16 protein-coding genes are annotated in these 15,965 nt (G+C 57.4%); 8 read left to right on the forward strand and 8 right to left on the reverse strand.

From position 1 onward, the window contains the following. Positions 1 to 224 precede the first annotated feature (224 nt). Entirely contained in the window at positions 225 to 1,331 is a 1,107-nt protein-coding gene (dnaN, locus tag QML71_RS02275) for a DNA polymerase III subunit beta (RefSeq protein WP_282010280.1), read from the forward strand. A 31-nt stretch (positions 1,332 to 1,362) separates the two neighbouring features. On the opposite strand, the gene QML71_RS02280 is transcribed toward dnaN, so the two are convergent. Then, positions 1,363 to 2,454: an SPL family radical SAM protein gene (locus tag QML71_RS02280; protein ID WP_282010281.1), complete on the reverse strand. Its 1,092-nt coding sequence runs from the start codon at positions 2,452 to 2,454 to the stop codon at positions 1,363 to 1,365. A 187-nt stretch (positions 2,455 to 2,641) separates the two neighbouring features. Between QML71_RS02280 and QML71_RS02285 the strand changes: the two genes are divergently transcribed. Further along, a complete protein-coding gene (locus tag QML71_RS02285; protein ID WP_282010282.1) occupies positions 2,642 to 3,871 on the forward strand; it encodes a M23 family metallopeptidase in 1,230 nt (409 codons plus the stop codon). A 153-nt stretch (positions 3,872 to 4,024) separates the two neighbouring features. Next, positions 4,025 to 5,233 (forward strand): class I SAM-dependent rRNA methyltransferase, encoded by a 1,209-nt coding sequence (locus QML71_RS02290; RefSeq protein ID WP_282010283.1) that lies wholly within the window; start codon positions 4,025 to 4,027, stop codon positions 5,231 to 5,233. 198 nt (positions 5,234 to 5,431) lie between these two features. Here the strand turns inward: QML71_RS02290 and QML71_RS02295 are convergent, their stop codons facing one another. Beyond that, complete coding sequence (locus tag QML71_RS02295; RefSeq protein ID WP_282012596.1) at positions 5,432 to 5,677, reverse strand: hypothetical protein; 246 nt, start codon at positions 5,675 to 5,677, stop codon at positions 5,432 to 5,434. Positions 5,678 to 5,993: 316 nt separating this feature from the next. On the opposite strand from QML71_RS02295, the gene pgeF reads away from it, so the two are divergent. The 5 genes from pgeF to QML71_RS02320 all read left to right on the forward strand — a co-directional run bounded on the left by pgeF (position 5,994) and on the right by QML71_RS02320 (position 11,726). Further along, on the forward strand, positions 5,994 to 6,770 hold the full coding sequence (pgeF, locus tag QML71_RS02300; RefSeq protein WP_282010284.1) for a peptidoglycan editing factor PgeF: 777 nt from the start codon (positions 5,994 to 5,996) through the stop codon (positions 6,768 to 6,770). A gap of 154 nt (positions 6,771 to 6,924) precedes the next feature. Next, complete coding sequence (locus tag QML71_RS02305; RefSeq protein ID WP_282010285.1) at positions 6,925 to 8,730, forward strand: DUF6178 family protein; 1,806 nt, start codon at positions 6,925 to 6,927, stop codon at positions 8,728 to 8,730. A gap of 148 nt (positions 8,731 to 8,878) precedes the next feature. Further along, positions 8,879 to 9,127 carry a hypothetical protein gene (locus QML71_RS02310; protein ID WP_282010286.1) on the forward strand — a complete coding sequence of 83 codons (249 nt, stop codon included), beginning with the start codon at positions 8,879 to 8,881 and terminating at the stop codon, positions 9,125 to 9,127. An 8-nt stretch (positions 9,128 to 9,135) separates the two neighbouring features. Further along, on the forward strand, positions 9,136 to 10,692 hold the full coding sequence (gene purH, locus QML71_RS02315; protein WP_282010287.1) for a bifunctional phosphoribosylaminoimidazolecarboxamide formyltransferase/IMP cyclohydrolase: 1,557 nt from the start codon (positions 9,136 to 9,138) through the stop codon (positions 10,690 to 10,692). Between the two features lie 218 nt (positions 10,693 to 10,910). Then, positions 10,911 to 11,726, forward strand: coding sequence for a hypothetical protein (locus QML71_RS02320; protein ID WP_282010288.1), 816 nt, complete (start codon positions 10,911 to 10,913; stop codon positions 11,724 to 11,726). Positions 11,727 to 11,742: 16 nt separating this feature from the next. On the opposite strand, the gene QML71_RS02325 is transcribed toward QML71_RS02320, so the two are convergent. From QML71_RS02325 to QML71_RS02350, 6 genes are all read right to left on the reverse strand, one after another. Beyond that, a complete protein-coding gene (locus QML71_RS02325) occupies positions 11,743 to 12,219 on the reverse strand; it encodes a hypothetical protein (RefSeq protein WP_282010289.1) in 477 nt (158 codons plus the stop codon). Between the two features lie 167 nt (positions 12,220 to 12,386). Further along, the gene (locus tag QML71_RS02330; protein WP_282010290.1) at positions 12,387 to 13,316 is read right to left on the reverse strand and encodes a peptidoglycan recognition protein family protein; all 930 of its coding nucleotides are present in this window, start codon (positions 13,314 to 13,316) and stop codon (positions 12,387 to 12,389) included. 38 nt (positions 13,317 to 13,354) lie between these two features. Next, positions 13,355 to 14,230, reverse strand: coding sequence for an NAD(+)/NADH kinase (locus QML71_RS02335; protein ID WP_282010291.1), 876 nt, complete (start codon positions 14,228 to 14,230; stop codon positions 13,355 to 13,357). 131 nt (positions 14,231 to 14,361) lie between these two features. Then, positions 14,362 to 14,850: a bifunctional nuclease family protein gene (locus QML71_RS02340; protein ID WP_345742310.1), complete on the reverse strand. Its 489-nt coding sequence runs from the start codon at positions 14,848 to 14,850 to the stop codon at positions 14,362 to 14,364. 151 nt (positions 14,851 to 15,001) lie between these two features. Further along, a complete protein-coding gene (locus QML71_RS02345) occupies positions 15,002 to 15,241 on the reverse strand; it encodes an anti-sigma factor family protein (protein ID WP_282010293.1) in 240 nt (79 codons plus the stop codon). After that, positions 15,238 to 15,861: an RNA polymerase sigma factor gene (locus tag QML71_RS02350; protein WP_282010294.1), complete on the reverse strand. Its 624-nt coding sequence runs from the start codon at positions 15,859 to 15,861 to the stop codon at positions 15,238 to 15,240. Before QML71_RS02350 ends, QML71_RS02345 begins: the two co-directional genes overlap by 4 nt. Positions 15,862 to 15,965 lie beyond the last annotated feature (104 nt).

Consider the following 15,965-nt stretch of genomic DNA (forward strand, 5'->3'; position numbering starts at 1 on the left):
TTATCACGCTTTTAAAAAAATCGTCAAGACAGCACTTTACAAAGGGCGAGAAACCCGTATTTGTCCCTGTCGGACAGCGCCGGGTTGCCGTGTCGGTGGCAGTCCGAAGTGGCCCGGAGGCCTTCGGAATGAATATTTTTGACAGGCCAATCGCATTTGTGCTAATTAACGAACTCTTATACTAGCTCTCTCCTTTTTACCGTTTTACTGTTACCGGAGGCCGGATGGAAATCAAGATTGGACGCGACGCCTTTCTGAACGGAGTGCACAAGGTTCAGGGAATTGTGGAAAGCAAAGGCGCCATGCCCATCCTCTCCCACACGCTGATCACCACTGAAAAAAAAGGCATTTACCTGCAGGCGACGGATCTGGAGATCGGCCTGAAGCGGTTCTGCGCCGCCAACGTGGTCAAGCCGGGGTCGATCACCGTCAACGCCCGCAAGCTGTTCGACATCTTGAAAGAGTTGCCCGATCTGGAAGTGAGCCTGAAAAAAGAGGACAACGACTGGGTGACGTTGAACTGCGGCAAGTCGAAGTTCCGCCTGCCCGGCCTGGCGGCGTCGGACTACCCGAAACTGCCCGAATACAGCGAAGAGCCGCTCATGGAATTCAGCGGGCCGCAACTGCGGGAGATGATCCGCAAAACTTACTTCGCCATTTCCCCGGATGAAACCCGGCAGGCCCTCAACGGCCTGTTGCTCGAAAAGGACGACAATCATGTCAACCTGGTCGGCACCGACGGGCATCGCATGACCTTCATTCAGCGCCCGTTGCTCAAGGCCAATGGCGAGGTGGATAAGTCCGGTTACCTGCTGCCCAAAAAACTGCTGACCGAACTGTTGAAGTTGATGGAAAACGACGACGCCACCTGTTCGTTTTCAGTCAAGGAGAACCAACTGGCGTTCATCCAGGAACAGCAGGTTCTCGTGTCGCGCAAGATCGACGGCAAATTTCCGAATTACCGCCAGGTGATCCCCGGCGACAACAACCTGAAAGTCGTCGTCAACACCGAAGCCCTGATCCATGCCCTGAAACGCGTGGCGCTGCTGGCGGACGAAAAGTCCAAGATGGTGCGGTTCGACATCCAGAAGGGGATCATGACGCTGGTTTCGGAAGGCACGGAACTCGGCAATGCCACCGAGGAAGTCGAAGTCAATTACGACGGCGAGCCGGTATCCATCGGCCTCAACGCCCGTTACATTCTTGATGTGCTGTCGGTGGTGGAAGAACCGGAAGTCATCATGAACCTCAAGGACGAAAACCATTCCTGCCTGCTGACCGTCAACGACGACAGGGACTACCTGGGCATCGTCATGCCCATGCGGTTGTGATCCGTGCGGTCGCGCCACACCCCGATCTTAATTAAAAATCGAAGAAGCGGTCGAGGGATTCGTCCGCACGCGGCAGGTGCCCGGTGACGCCTTCCCACACTTCTTTCGTCTCCATGCACAGGTAAACATCCACGTCAGGCGCGCGTTGTTTGATCATGCGGCGCAGGGTGTCGTAGGCGTGGTTGCGCAGCGGGCGCAGGTAGCGGAACTTGCCGTCGGCTCCGGCGACGTGTTCCTGCGTCAGCAGGCGCGTGGCGGGGTGCCGTTCCTGCATGACGCGTTTGAGGTTGGGCCGGTAACGGAAACTGCCCAGACTGATCCATTCCAGCCGATGCCCCGGAACGTGATCGAACACCTGATCGATCAACGTCTGATAAGCCGTTTCCCAGCCGTCGAACAGGATCACCGGATCGAAATGGAGGCCCACCTGAAAGCCGTGTTCGCTGCAACGCCGGGCCGCGTCCAGCCGTTGCAATAATGACGGTGTGCCAACCTCTTCCTGCTCGACGATGATTTCGGGATTGAGCGACCAGGACACAATGACATTGGCCGGGTTGGGTTGCTTCAGCAGGTTGTCAACACAATCGGACTTGGTTTTCAGTTCGAGCACGGCGTTCGACTGCCGATTGAAAAACGGAACGAGGTAATCGGTGTAGGGCAACAGATCATCGAGGGCGAGGCTGTCGGTCACCTCACCAGTGCCGACACGGAAGGCGCGGTCCGGGTGGGCGCGGAACTCGGCGTCCAACTCGGCGAGCAGGTCTTCGACGTTGACGAACGCGGTGAGCAGTGGATTGTTCTGTAAAAAATCCTGAAGAAAGCAGTACGAGCAATCGTACACGCAGTTTTTGATGAGGTTGACCACGTAGTAATTGCAGCACACCATGCCGGGACTCAACCCTGGGCATTTTTTGAGGAAAGAACCCTGGAAGGTGGTCAGAGCGAGTTGCCGTTTGGCTGCGCCGAACACGTCCAACGCCCGCTCCTGCAAGGCCGCCACCGCCGCCTCGGGACTCTGGTCGCGCACCACGGGCGCTTGCGGCAGCGCATCCAGCACCCTCTGGGTGAAGGGGTGGGCCGCCGCCTGGGTATCCAGCACAATCAGGTCGGGTTCAAAAGGCATGGCTATTCTATTGAAAAATTTAACTTTATCTGATCATTCGCTATTGTTTGGATGAGGTCTATCTGCGATAATATACAGGTTTTCGAGGCAGGAGGGAACGCGAATTCAAATGCTTTCCCGATTCTGCCCGGTGTCGCCACAAACCCTTCCATCCCGTTCCGGGACCGGGTGCTGACAGGTTGCTGCTATGGATTTTGAACCGCCTAAAGAGTCCGCTGTTCTGAGAGAGCAGGACTGGCCGCAGAAAAAAAAGGGCGCCAGCCCATTCTGGGTCGTCCTGTACACGCTGGTCGGTGTCGGTACGTTTTTTTTCTACAATCAAGATACGGATCTGGTGCGCGACCTGACGGGCATGGTGCCGGAAAAGCCGGTGCAGCAACTGGTGGAGGCCACGCCGCTGGCCCCGGCGGTCGATTGGGTGGGGCAACAAGCCAAGGATCTGCCGGCCGAGGGCGACTGGATAGTCGGCCACACCGGAAGTTTTGATCCCGGCGTCGAGCCCGGTCCGGCACCGCACCTGCAAAAAACCGCGTACGATCCGGCGGCGCTGGAACGGCGCACGCTGCACGCGCTGGGACTGGAGGTTCACAATTCGTTGACCCATTCCCTGTGCGCGCGTCTGCCGGCAGACGAGTGCAAACGCCTGTCGGCCTACACGGCCCGCATTCTTGCATGGTACATGGACGTCAGCCATTCCGTGCGCAAGGGTGACCGGCTGTCCCTGATCTACGAGGAGATCGACGGCGAAGAGCGGTTCCGCATTCTAAAGCTGAAGTACGACAGCGGTTTTCTGAAACAGGTCATCGAAGCCAATTTTTACCAGGCGCCGAACATGCCTTACGGCAGTTATTTCGACACCTCGGGCCGCGAGTTGTTCCCGCGTCTCAGCGAGCGCACCGCGCCCATCCGTCGTTACGAAGCCATCACCTCGCTGCCCGGTGATTACCGGCGCGGCAAGGTGGACGGGCATCATGGCACCGATTTCAAAGCCGAGGTGGGCACACCGGTGTATGCCAGTTTTCATGGCCGCATCACCCGCACCAACTGGAACCGCAGCCACAACGGATATTGTATCGAGATCGTGCATCCGCGCGAAGGCGTGCGCACCCTGTACCTGCACCTGGACCAGGTGATGGTGCGGCGCGGTGAGTACGTGAAGCGCGGCCAGCAGATCGGCACCTCCGGCAACACGGGGCGCAGTTTTGCGCCGCATCTGCATTATGAAGTGCGGCGGCTGGGTGGCAACGATCGCATTCACAACCCGTTCAAGTTCAAACACCACGCCACCCATGTGCGCCGCATCCCGGCTCAGGCGCTGGACGATTTCAAGCAGCGCGTCCGGCATTATGATGCGTTGCTGAAGGGCGAACCCTTCATGCAGGCCGACGCCGTCTCCCGCAAAAAAGCCAATTCCTGACCCGGTGCGGCGGATGCCGCACTCCCGCAGCCGGCAATCTCGGCGGCAATCTGTATAATCAGACCGTTCCTTGTCGTGCGCGGGAAGGAGTGTGCTGCACGCCCCTCCGCCGCGTCCGAATCTTGCGCGCTCAATGAAAGGAAACCGATCTCCGTGCGTTCCGGAAAAATCAAAATCAAGGTATCGAAAACCGTTCAGAAGCGGATTTTGAACGGCGACCCCTGGGTGCGCTTTTACCAGATGAAGAACCGCAACGTCTCCGGCGCCGCGGGCGAACTGGGCGTGGTGTACGACTCCGCCAACAAGTTCCTCGCCATCGGCCTGTTCGATCCGTACTCCGACATCCGCCTGCGCATCCTGCAAATCCGGCGGCCGGTGATCATCGACCGCGACTTTTTTAACGAGCGTCTGCACAAGGCGGCGGCCAGGCGGCAGCACCTGCAAGCGGAAGGGACGACAGGGTACCGCCTGGTCAACGGCGAGAACGACGGCCTGCCGGGGCTGGTGGTGGACCGGTACGCGGACACGCAGATCGTGAAACTCTACACCTCGGCGTGGTTGCCGCACCTGCCCATCCTGGTGGCGTTGCTGACAGAGGAGTTCGGCGCGGCGCGCCTGATCCTGCGCCTCAGCCGCCATGCACAGAAAGTCGATGCCGGAGCGTATGAAGACGGGCAGGTGCTGGTCGGCGATGCGCCGTCCGGTCCGGTTCGATTTCAGGAAAACGGATTGCAGTTCGAAGCCGATGTGGTGCGGGGGCAGAAGACCGGTTTCTTTCTCGACCAACGCGACAACCGGCAGGAAGTGCGCCGCCGCTCCGAAGACAAAACGGTGTTGAACGTATTCAGCTACACCGGCGGATTTTCCGTTTATGCACTGGCGGGAAAATGCACGGCGGTGACGGAATTGGAAATCAGCCGCCCGGCGTTGGAAGCCGGACGCGGCAACGCGGTGTTGAATTTCGGCAACGGGGTGTTGGAGTCGGGACGGTTTCAGCAGATACAGGGGGATGCGTTCGAGGAACTGGAACGCCTGCATGCGGAAGGCAAAACCTTCGATCTGGTGATTCTGGACCCGCCCGCGTTCGCCAAAAGCAAAAAAGACAAACCGAATGCCCTGCGGGCGTACACGCGGCTGGTGCAGTTTGGGGCGCGGGTGGTTTCAAAGCAGGGCGTGTTGTTCGCGGCGTCGTGTTCCGCGCCGGTGGTGGCGGACGAGTTTTACCGGGCGGTGGATCGGGGCTTGCAGACGGCGGGCCGGATTCGGCGAAATGGACACAAGACGGGGCACGCGGCGGACCATCCGGTGACTTTTCCGGAAGGCACGTATCTAAAAGGAATTTTCTGCGAATTGGGCAATTAGTTCAATAAATAAAACGAGTTACGGCTGAAAGCGAACGCGGGGCGGAGGGGCCGGATGAACAAGGAGGGTGAAATTTTGGGCGCTGAAACGATACCAGTTGAACGTGTTTGACTGAGAGATTTCTCTGGAAACAACCTTCGAACTGTAGAAGAGAAAGAATCCCAAATCAATACCAAGAAAGCGGGAGCAACCTCACGTTTATTTCCGTTTGGTGGCTTTTCTTTTCGTCGCTTTTTTCTTGGTAGCTTTTTTCTTGGTTGCTTTCTTTTTCGTTGCTTTTTTCTTTGCTACCTTTTTCTTAGCAACTTTCTTTTTCGCGACCTTTTTCTTAGCGACCTTCTTTTTCGCTACTTTTTTCTTTGCTACTTTTCTTTTGGCTTTTACTTTCGTCTTAGCCTTAGCTTTTGTCTTCGTCTTTGCCTTGGATTTTTTCTTGGTTGCCATCAAGAACTCCTTTCGTTTAAAAATATCTGGTATGTCTCAGCGCCCAAATATTTTAATGTATTTTATTCCATACACTTACTTTGTCAAGAAAATATTGTCAAAAAATGAGGCACTTACGTGTTGCCGGGTGCGTCAACGCGCACCGCGTTGCACCGCGAACACGATGCGTCGTTTTTGAAAGACAATGCATGCGTCCGGGAAACCCGCTTCCAATCTGCTTATAACAAGGTATGATGTTTTTTAACGTTGGTTGTTTTGCAAACGATGCATGCCGGTTCGTGTGAAATTGAACCTGAAAAAAAGTTGAAAATTTTTTATGAAAGTTCGCATTCCAATTCATTCCATTCCCGCTTTGGACTCCTGTTCGCGTCTGGTGCATGGCATCAGTCCGCGTTGCCTGGAACGGGAAGATGGAACGATCGAACCGCTGCGGTTGGGCCGGGACGACCAGCCGGATGTTTCGCGCGATCACAAGAGGTGGTTGTTGCAGTCGTTGGGCATCGAACGCGACGCATTGTTTCTGTTGAAGCAGACGCACAGCGACCGCGTGGTGGTGATCGACCGCGACAAGATGACGCCCGCTCAGGTGGGGATGCAGGAAGGCGACGCGTTGGTCACCCACCTCAAGGACACTCCTGTCGGCGTGATGACCGCCGACTGTGTGCCCGTCATCGTGTACGACCGGAAGGTGCATGCCGTGGGCGTGGTGCATGCCGGGCGGCGGGGCACGCAGCAGGGCATCCTGACCAAAACCCTCGATGCGATGAAGGTGGTCTATGGCAGCCGTCCGGAACAGATGATGGTCGGTCTGGGCCCGGCCATCGGCCCCTGTTGTTATGAAGTGGATGAAGACTGCGTGGCGCCGTTCCGCGAGCGGGGCGATTCCTGGCGCGACTTCGCCACACCGGGCCAGGCGGGCAAGTACTGGCTCGACCTGTGGACGGCCAATCGCATGCAGGCGGAACGTGCGGGCATCGCGGCCGACCGCATCCACGTGCATGGCGGCTGCACCGCCTGCCACACGGACCGCTGGTTTTCGTACCGCAAGGAAGGGCAGACCGGCCGCATGATCACGCTTGCCATGTTGAAATGAAGTCCCGGTTTCGCGTGCACCGCGCTGGGTCCCCGGCCCGCGTTCGTGTTACAATGAATGTCAAATCTCCGGGTCTCCGATAAAATTGTCAGACGCAGCGAAACGGTTGTGCGCCGTTTGCATGGCGTTTGGCATAAACCGATGTAAGGAAATCATGCCGTCAGAAGAGAATTCCGTGTCCAATACGCCGTCCACCAAACTCCCGTTTCCCGTCGAATGGTTGAAAACCGAACCTGGGAAGGTTGAGGCCCTCATCAACAAAATGTCGGTGGCCGATCAGGCCCGCTGTGTTCTGCAATTGCACGGGGTGCAGCAGCAGGATCTGATTCTGCTATCCAAGGAAGCCATGACGGTGGTGCGCCTGTTGCCGGATGAGGAACTGTACCAGACGGTGAAGGAGATCGGGCAGGACGATGCGCTGCCGTTGATCGCCCTCTGTTCGCAGAAACAGCTCCAGTTCATGTTCGACATGGAATGGTGGCAGGCGGACCGGTTTTCGCCGCAGCGTGCCATCGAGTGGATTGCGCTGGTGAGCGACGCCAACGACCAGCAACTGCTGCACTGGTTTTACACGGAGGATTTCGACCAGAAGGTCATGGCGCTGCAAGCGCTCATCAAGGTGTACAAACGCGACGAGATGACGGACCAGTATGAGAACGTCGAGGATCTGCCGCATTACACGCCGGACGGGGTGTACGATATTTTTTTCAAGGACGCCGAAGCGCAAAAGCCGTTCTCCCGGATTTTCAAAATGCTGTACAGCGAAAACCAGAAGCTGTTCTATTCGTTGATGGAGGGCGTCATCTGGTACGCCACCATGCCGACGGTGGAAATGGCATACCGCTGGTACTTGTCGCGCAATGAGGAACGCGGGCTGTTGCCGTTTGAGGAAGCATTCCAGGTGTACAGCCTGCTCGACGCGCAGACGCTCAAGGAGTCGTTGCCCTCCGCGGACAACTTCCGCACCGAGGACATCCGCCACACCCTGGCGCCGGCGTTTCCCCTGGAAGACCTCGATCCGGGGACGTTTTTCGGCCAGTGCCTGGCGATCGTGAAATCCGCCGAACGTTTTCATGCCATCAGCTGGGAACTGGCGTGGATGTTCCATAAAGTGATGGTGGCGGACCGGCGCGATTTCGCCGACATTCAGCAACGCCACGACACCATGCACAAGGTGCTGGGCTACATCAACATCGGCCTCGAACTTGGCGCGGGCGGCGACATCGCCAAAGGCGAAACCCTGCTGACCCGCACCTACATGCAATCGCTGTTCCAGGTCGGCTACGCGGCGTTGATGCGGCTCAAATGGGAAGGTGAAAAGCTGTTGAAGGAAAACGGACGGCTGGTGGAACACGTGCTGCCCTCCGGGCTGGTCGATCACTTTGCCGCGGCGGTGGACCGGTTTCCGAAGATCGGTGTGTTGTTCGAGCAGGGAGACGAAGCGGCCGAGTCCAACGTGGACTGGGTGAACCCGCGCGCGTTGGAAGATCTGGGCCTGATGGAGGAGTTCCTGATCAAAACCCGGTTTTATGTGCGGCTGGCGAAACAGGGGTTTGGTCTCGATGCGCAGCGCGTGGAAGCGTTGCAGGATCAGAGCACGCATCCGTCGATGCTCGAGGATTTCAATATTCTGCTGCTGACCACCACGATGCTGGCCCAGCACACGTTATTCGGCCACCTGGCTTGCGATCCGTTGCCGGACGTCGCGGCCAAAACCTTTTTGCAGACCATCTTCGTCCACAACATTCACCCCGACGATCCGTACACCGTGGATGAGGACAAGGTGGCGGCGTTCGAGAAGGCGCTGCTTGGCACGTCGCTGGCATGGAGCGAGGAGGACAGGGCGCATCTGCAACAATTGATGAAAGACGTCACCGCCAATCTGGAGCACCACTTCGGCCGGCTGAATCTGCAGGGACACATCGACTGGAAATTCACCCGGGGCCTGCTCATTCAATGAAGGCTGTGTGCTTTCAGCAGGTTAGGGGAAGGGGGCCGGCGGGCCCGTTTTTTTGATTTTAAAAAGCTGAAAAAGAGTGTACCATCGCTCTCCACCTTAAAGCCGGAGGGCTTGTTCCCACCGGTTGGTTCATCGTAAAGAGGTCGTTATGGCAGAAGGCAACGAAAACAAAGACAGCAAGATCATTATCGACACACCACCGCCGAAACCGCAGGTGATCCGTCCGAAACCCGAGTTTCTGGAAGAGGAAGCCGGGCATTTGGACCCGAAAAAGGAAGATCCGGGCATGATGGAATCCTACGGTTCCTTCCCGGTGTGGATGCTCAAAGGCATCCAGATGCTGACGCCGGACATCCTGGTGCAGAAATCGCCCACCAAGAAGAAATATCGAGTCTGACCCAACCCATGCGAGCTATCAAACGGGCGTTGATCAGCGTCTCCGACAAGACGGATATCGTCGATTTTGCCAAGCAGTTGAGTGAGCGCGGTGTCGAAATCCTCTCCACCGGCGGCACCGCCCGCCTGTTGGAAGAAAACGGCATCACCGTGACCCCGATTTCCGACTACACGGAGTTTCCGGAAATGATGGGCGGCCGCATCAAAACCCTGCACCCGCGCGTGCATGGCGGCATCCTGGGACGGCGCGACGACCCCGAGCATATGGAAGCGATGGAAACGCACGGCATCGAGCCCATCGACCTGGTTGTCATCAACCTCTACCCGTTTGAAGCCACCATTGCGCGCGACGACTGCACGCTTGCCGACGCCATTGAGAACATCGACATCGGCGGCCCCACGATGGTGCGCTCTTCCGCCAAGAATTATAACGACGTGGCGGTGGTGGTGAATCCCGACGATTACAACGTGGTGCTGGCGGAAATGGCCAATCACCAGGGCGCGGTGACGCTGGAGACGCGTCAACGCCTGAGCCGCGACGCGTTTGCGCTGACGGCGCGTTACGATGCGGCCATCAACCGGTACCTGTCCGGGCAGATCGAGGGACCGGATAGTTTCCCGCCGACTTATCAGCAGACGTTCCTCAAGGTGCAGGACCTGCGTTACGGTGAGAACCCGCACCAGGCGGCGGCGCTGTACCGCGAATACCAGACTCTGGAAACGGATGTGGTGCAGGCGCACCAGTTGCAGGGCAAGGAACTGTCGTTCAACAATTTCATCGATATGAACGCGGCGTGGGAATGCGCGATCGAGTTCGAGGTCCCGGCAGTCGTCATCATCAAGCACACCAACCCCTGCGGCGTCGCCAGCGGCGACCATCAGCTTGATGTGTTTGTGCAGGCCCGGGAGACCGATCCCGTTTCCGCGTTCGGCGGGGTGATCGGCTTCAACCGCGTGGTCACGGCGCAGACGGCGGAAGAGGTGTTGAAGGGCTTCGTCGAGGTGATCATCGCTCCCGGTTACGAGCCGGAAGCGCTGTCGCTGTTCGCTGCCAAGAAAAACGTCCGCGTCATGGAAATGCCGACCGCTACGGTCAATGCCGGCAAGCAACGCATCGATCTGAAACGCATCGGCGGCGGTCTGTTGGTGCAGAATGCCGACGACATCACCCTCGACCGGGCGACGCTGAAAACCGTCACCAAAAAGCAACCGGATGAAGCCACGCTGCGGGCGCTGGAGTTTGCCTGGACCGTGGCCAAGCACGTCAAATCGAATGCCATCATTTACGCCCGCGATACCGAAACCGTGGGCATCGGCGCCGGACAGATGAGCCGCGTCGATTCGGCCCGGCTGGCCATCGAAAAAGCCAACAAGCCGGTGGACGGCTGCGTGATGGCCTCGGACGCCTTTTTCCCGTTCCGCGATTCCATCGACGCCGCTGCCAAAAGCGGTGTCCGCGCCATCATCCAACCCGGCGGCTCCATCCGCGACAAGGAAGTCATCGAAGCCGCCGACGAGCACGGCATCGCCATGGTGTTCACCGGCATCCGTCACTTCCGCCACTGAGCCGGTTGCCTCCGGCTCGCCCTCCCGTTGCGTTTTTCATTCAACTTTTCCCGCCCTTTTTCCGTAAAGAATTGAAAATCAACCTTTAACGCATCCCAGCGATTTCGGCCGGGACGGTCTGCGGCGTTTTGGGATACGCTGTGGGTGCGGCGCGCAAGCTGGCATGCAAGCATACCGGTATGCAGGCATACTGGTATGCAGGCGTGCCGGAGGTACTTATGGACTGGACCCGATTCAAATTCAAGCTCCCCAAAATCCAATTCTCGGTGCATCTGCTTGAGCGGATGATCATCGGGTCTTTTTACGTCTCGCTGGTGTTGATCGGATTTGCGGTGATGGGCTATTTTTACCTGCAACCGTATTTCCAGTCGCTGAAAAACAAAGATGCGTTCCGCTACCAGGAAGCGGTGGGGGAGTTCAAGTCGTTGCATCTCATCGAAGCTTACCGGCAATTTCAGGCTCTCGATGAGATCGATCCGAAAGCGTTGTACCTCGAACGCTATGAGCGGTGGCAGAAGCAGTACAAACAGGACCCGAAGTTCCGCATTGAGCAGGAACGCGAACGCAAGGCTGTGATGGAAAAAGCGCGTGAAGCGAGGCTGGAAGGACATGCCAAGGCGATCGGCACTATCCGTTACACCCGTCAGCTAACCGGGTTGCTGGCTGAACGTTTGCGCTGGGGGCAGGCCGAACCCTGGGAGAAGGGACTCATCCTGCGCGAAAAATGCGTGCATTACCTGAAACAGGAGCAGGCCGAGCGCACGAACCCGGCGAACAACCGGTACCAGTCGGGAACGGCGGACACCTTTCAGGATACGCACCTCGATGGGCTGACGCCGGAAACGTTCTGCACCGCATTGATCCCGCTGGAAGACAATCGCCGCGCCATCGGTCGCGCGTTTCAGCAGTTGAAGGAAAAGCTGGGCTATTTCCAGTACCTGCAACTGCTGGGGGAAATCGGGATGAAAGAAAGTGATGTGTTCAGTTTCACCGACAAGCTGGAACGCATGACCGAAGACCTCGCCGGTACCTGATTGCCGCGTTCCGCCCTCACTGGGTGCGGGGGCTTTCCACGGAAGATTCCGCACCCGCCTGCCTGGCCTCCTCCTTCACCAGAATCGCCGTCATCAGTTGTTTGATTTCGTTGTTGTTTTTGATTTCGGGAAGCTCGCCCTTGCCGGTTTCGGTGTAGAAAATCAGTTTGCGCAAGGGGCGGATGATGAGGCTGTAGGTGTAACCCGCCGCCACCACGGAAAACACGGCGCCGATCACCGCGATCCAGATGGACTCATTGGCCAGCCGGTCGGTGGTGCGGATGAGGTATTGTTTCAGGACGGTGAACTCTTCCGCGCTCATGCTGACCGGGTCGATGCCGGTGAGCAGGCGCTCGACCTGGCTCATCTGGACGTTGAGGTAAAACGCCATGTAGCCGAGGATGGCGATCACCACCATGTATCCGGTCATGAGCAGGTTGATGATGCTTTTGCGCTCGCCGGGCAATTCGTCTCTGAATATTCCAGTTTTCATGGGTATCGAGTCCTTTTGGTATGAAGCGGTCTCCCGTCGCGGAGCGTTCCCGCACGGGCCCCCGCGTTTTTGCGGGCGAGCGTGTTCCGGGAACGAAGATGGGATTTGATTCAAACCCTACCCTCAAAGGCCGGGGGAGGTCAAATTTTTTCCCCGGAAGACGTGCGTCAGGACGCATTGCGCCGATACGCCTCAAACGCCCGCCGGAGGCGCCCCCAGTCGAAGGCGGAACCGGGATCGTATTTGCATTTGACGCCGGGGGCGGTCCCGGCCTGCACGTGGGCGTGGCCGAGGATGCCGCGGAAGCTGGCGAAGTTGCGCAAACGGTCGAGCGGCGTGCGGCCGGTGTTTTTGTCGAGCGGCACCTTGAGCGGGAAATGGCCGTCGAACAGTTCATGGACGCCGATGCACAGGCGGATCAACGCCTGGTACTGTTCCTCAGTGAAATCCCACATGCGCACGATGCGGCCGTTGATGCGCCGGCTGAAGTAACCCCGTTCCCCATGCGCGCGGGCGGGATGGGCGTGGAAGCCGGGCGTGCGCAGCGTGTTGCGGTAGGCGTCCGGCAACTGCAACCGCCAGCGTTTGCCGTGGCGCACATACAGGTCCTGTTTGGCGTGGTAGAGATCGGATTCCTCGGCGCGGGCCTGCCACGACAGGTTGGCCATTTCGACATGGATCGAACGCTCGTTGCCTTTGCCGTCGTCGGCGGGGGCGGTGTTGGTTTTCCAGTACAGGTCACAGGTCTGGTAAAGAGTGCCGTCGAGGTCCAGGTAAAAATGACTGCCCATGGCCGCGCTTTGCTGCAACACGTCATGGCAATGATGCGAGGTGTAACACACGTCGTAATGCAGGATCAGTTGATGCACGGCCTGCTTCAGTTCTTCAAGAGCATGTTCGGTATTGGCGATTTGATATGTGTCGAAGGGGTGCGTCGGCGCGTCGTTCCATTCCGGATCATGTTGATGGCAACCGCTGCGTCCGCGCGGGTGCGGGCAGCGGTACCCGCCGGGCTGATTCCACAACACCACCGGCGTGCCGATATCAACGGTGCGTCCGCAGGCGACGATGCATTGGTTGGCAATGGGTTTGGGCATGAGAGCGATGGAGGTTCCGGGAGACGGTCCGGACGGCTTCAGGTTTTTCGGTCTTCTGCCGGCCGGCCCCAGTGCAGTTTCTGGCGCAGAATCTGGTAATAATTTTTGCCCGGCGCCTGGATCAGGTGGACCGGATTGGGACCGCGTTGCACTTCGAGCGTTTCTTCGTGGGTCATTTCGTAACCGAGCTGGCCATCCAGCGTAATCTGGACTTTTTCCTCGGTGATCAATCGTACCTGAATCATCGCCTGATCGGGAATCACGATGGGGCGGTTGGTCAGGGTGAACGGACAAATGGGACACAACAACAGCGCGTTCATGCTGGGGTGAATGATGGGCCCGCCCGCCGACAGGGAATAGGCGGTGGAGCCGGTGGGCGTGGCGATGATCAATCCGTCAGCACGGTAGGACGTCATGTACTGGTCGTTGACGTGCACTTCCAGGTTGACGATGCGCGCGTCGCGTTTGTCGATGACCACGTCGTTGAGCGAGACATCGGTGCGCAGCGTTTCGCCGTTGCGCTTGAGTTGCGTGCGCAGCAGCATGCGGTTCTCGATGGCCGACTTGCCTTTGAGCACGTTTTCGAGTGTGGCGTACAATTCCGGCAGCGCCACTTCCGTCAGGAAACCGAGGCTGCCCAGGTTCACCGCGAGAATGGGAACGCCGTGGTTTTCGGTCAGGCGCGCTACGCTGAGCAGGGTGCCGTCGCCGCCGAGCACGATCAGCAGATCGCTTTTGGCCGGGATGTCTGCGTTGCTGCCGCAGGGGGATTCCTGAATGATGACCGCCGTGTCCGCGGGCATGAAGACCCGGTAGTTGCGCTGACGCAGCCAATCCACCAGTTCCTGCAACACTTCCTGGCTGATCTGGGGTTTTTGTTTGCAGTAAATGCCGATGGATTTGATGGTGTCCACAGGGAGTCCTTTCGGGGGCGAGGTCACCGGGGTTCACCGGTATGCATCCCTACGGCATCATATAGAACTTTCCCGTTTCGGCGCAAGTTTTCATTGTGCCGGGAAGATCATGCCACGGGATGCAATGGGAATCAGAGGTTGCCGAAGTCCTGCGGCTTGATGTTGTCCAGCCACTTCTTCCACTGGTCCTTGTCTTCCGGTGACGTCTTGCTGGTGTCGGGAAGGTCGAGACTTTTGGCGGCCTCAATGACTTCTTCGTTGACGAAGATGGGAGACTTGGTGCGCAGCGCCAAGGCGATGGCGTCGCTCGGGCGGGAGTCGATGTTCAACGTGCTGCCGCCGTGCATCATGGAGATGACGGCGTAAAAGGTGTTGTCCTTGAGTTCGCTGACGAGGATGTGGTTGATCTCCGCTTTCATGTTGCCGATCAGGTTTTTCATCAGATCGTGGGTCATGGGGCGCGGGGTGGAAATTTTTTCGATTTCGAGAGCGATGGCATTGGCCTCGAAAAACCCAACCCAGATCGGCAAGGCGCGGTTCCCTTCCAGATCCTTGAGAATGATGATGGGCATATTCGTCAAGGGATCCAGGGTCAGTCCATCTACTTTCATTTCAACCATTGGGAAAGGCCTCGTCAAGCGTCGTTAAGATAAAACGATTGGTGTGGAAATGTTAGAGATTACATTTAAATACTAAATCAATACCCGTGGTTTTTCAATGACCGTTTTATCAAGGCGGGAGCCATAACAGCGACCGGAAGGCAGGCGCCGCCTAGGCTTTTGAGGTGTTTTCCTTGACGAATTCCCTGAGTTTGACTTGCACCACTTCCGGGATTTCGATTTTGCCCATGGTTTCCCGGCACAGGTGGCTGGTGGATTTGTAGGTGTTCAGAAAAGAGATGCAGGGCGGGCAATCCTGAAAATGCTCTTCGAGGGAGGTGGCCGTTTCTTCACTCAAGGCCCCTTCCAGATAGTCGTACAGCAAATCGATGCATTCTTTACAGCAGATCATTTCTTCTTGTCCCCCTGCGCTTGGTATTCTTCGAAATAGTGAGACAGTTTTTTTCTTAAAAAAAGACGCGCCCGGTGCAACCGCGACTTCACCGCGGCGATGGTCAGGTCCAGAATCTCACTCACTTTCTCGGTGGAGAGGCCTTCCACATCCCGCAGGATGAACACCACCTTTTCCTTTTCCGGCAGTTGATCGACGGCCTTGCCGATGATCTCGCGCGTCTCGTTCGAAAACAGAAGCGAGTCGGTCGCGTCCGACCAGTCCATCAACTTTTCAGTCTGAAATCCCGTTCCATTGAAAGAAGGCAGAATGTCGTCCAGAGGCACATACTGTTCCTTCTTCTTGTTGCGGAGCTTCATATACGTCGCGTTCAGGGTGATCCGGTAAACCCAACTGGAAAAAGCGGATTTGCCCTGAAACGTGTCGATCTTTTTGTATATGCTGAGCAGGACTTCCTGGGTGACATCCTGCGCGTCCATCTGGTTGCGGGTCATATTGAAAGCGAGTGCGTAAATCTTGCGCTGATACGATTCGACGATCTTTTCGAACGCATCGTGACTGCCCGCTTTCATGTCCCGGACCAGGAGATCGTCCTGCTCTTTTTCTTCTTGCGTCGGCATGCGTTGACACCCTCAGGATGTGTGCGAAGAGGAAATTTCCTCCGGATTCGAACCCGGCATCTCCATCCTAAAGGGCGTCTCGACCCTTTGAAATTTAAGATGCT

Source organism: Nitrospina watsonii (genome assembly GCF_946900835.1).
GTDB classification, from domain to species: Bacteria; Nitrospinota; Nitrospinia; order Nitrospinales; family Nitrospinaceae; genus Nitrospina; species Nitrospina watsonii.

Coding starts and splice junctions, on each gene's coding strand:
- dnaN (WP_282010280.1), top strand. CDS start 225: ATGGAAATCAAGATTGGACGCGACGCCTTTCTGAACGGAGTGCACAAG.
- QML71_RS02280 (WP_282010281.1), bottom strand. CDS start 2,454: ATGCCTTTTGAACCCGACCTGATTGTGCTGGATACCCAGGCGGCGGCC.
- QML71_RS02285 (WP_282010282.1), top strand. CDS start 2,642: ATGGATTTTGAACCGCCTAAAGAGTCCGCTGTTCTGAGAGAGCAGGAC.
- QML71_RS02295 (WP_282012596.1), bottom strand. CDS start 5,677: ATGGCAACCAAGAAAAAATCCAAGGCAAAGACGAAGACAAAAGCTAAG.
- pgeF (WP_282010284.1), top strand. CDS start 5,994: ATGAAAGTTCGCATTCCAATTCATTCCATTCCCGCTTTGGACTCCTGT.
- QML71_RS02305 (WP_282010285.1), top strand. CDS start 6,925: ATGCCGTCAGAAGAGAATTCCGTGTCCAATACGCCGTCCACCAAACTC.
- QML71_RS02310 (WP_282010286.1), top strand. CDS start 8,879: ATGGCAGAAGGCAACGAAAACAAAGACAGCAAGATCATTATCGACACA.
- purH (WP_282010287.1), top strand. CDS start 9,136: ATGCGAGCTATCAAACGGGCGTTGATCAGCGTCTCCGACAAGACGGAT.
- QML71_RS02320 (WP_282010288.1), top strand. CDS start 10,911: ATGGACTGGACCCGATTCAAATTCAAGCTCCCCAAAATCCAATTCTCG.
- QML71_RS02325 (WP_282010289.1), bottom strand. CDS start 12,219: ATGAAAACTGGAATATTCAGAGACGAATTGCCCGGCGAGCGCAAAAGC.
- QML71_RS02330 (WP_282010290.1), bottom strand. CDS start 13,316: ATGCCCAAACCCATTGCCAACCAATGCATCGTCGCCTGCGGACGCACC.
- QML71_RS02340 (WP_345742310.1), bottom strand. CDS start 14,850: ATGGTTGAAATGAAAGTAGATGGACTGACCCTGGATCCCTTGACGAAT.
- QML71_RS02345 (WP_282010293.1), bottom strand. CDS start 15,241: ATGATCTGCTGTAAAGAATGCATCGATTTGCTGTACGACTATCTGGAA.
- QML71_RS02350 (WP_282010294.1), bottom strand. CDS start 15,861: ATGCCGACGCAAGAAGAAAAAGAGCAGGACGATCTCCTGGTCCGGGAC.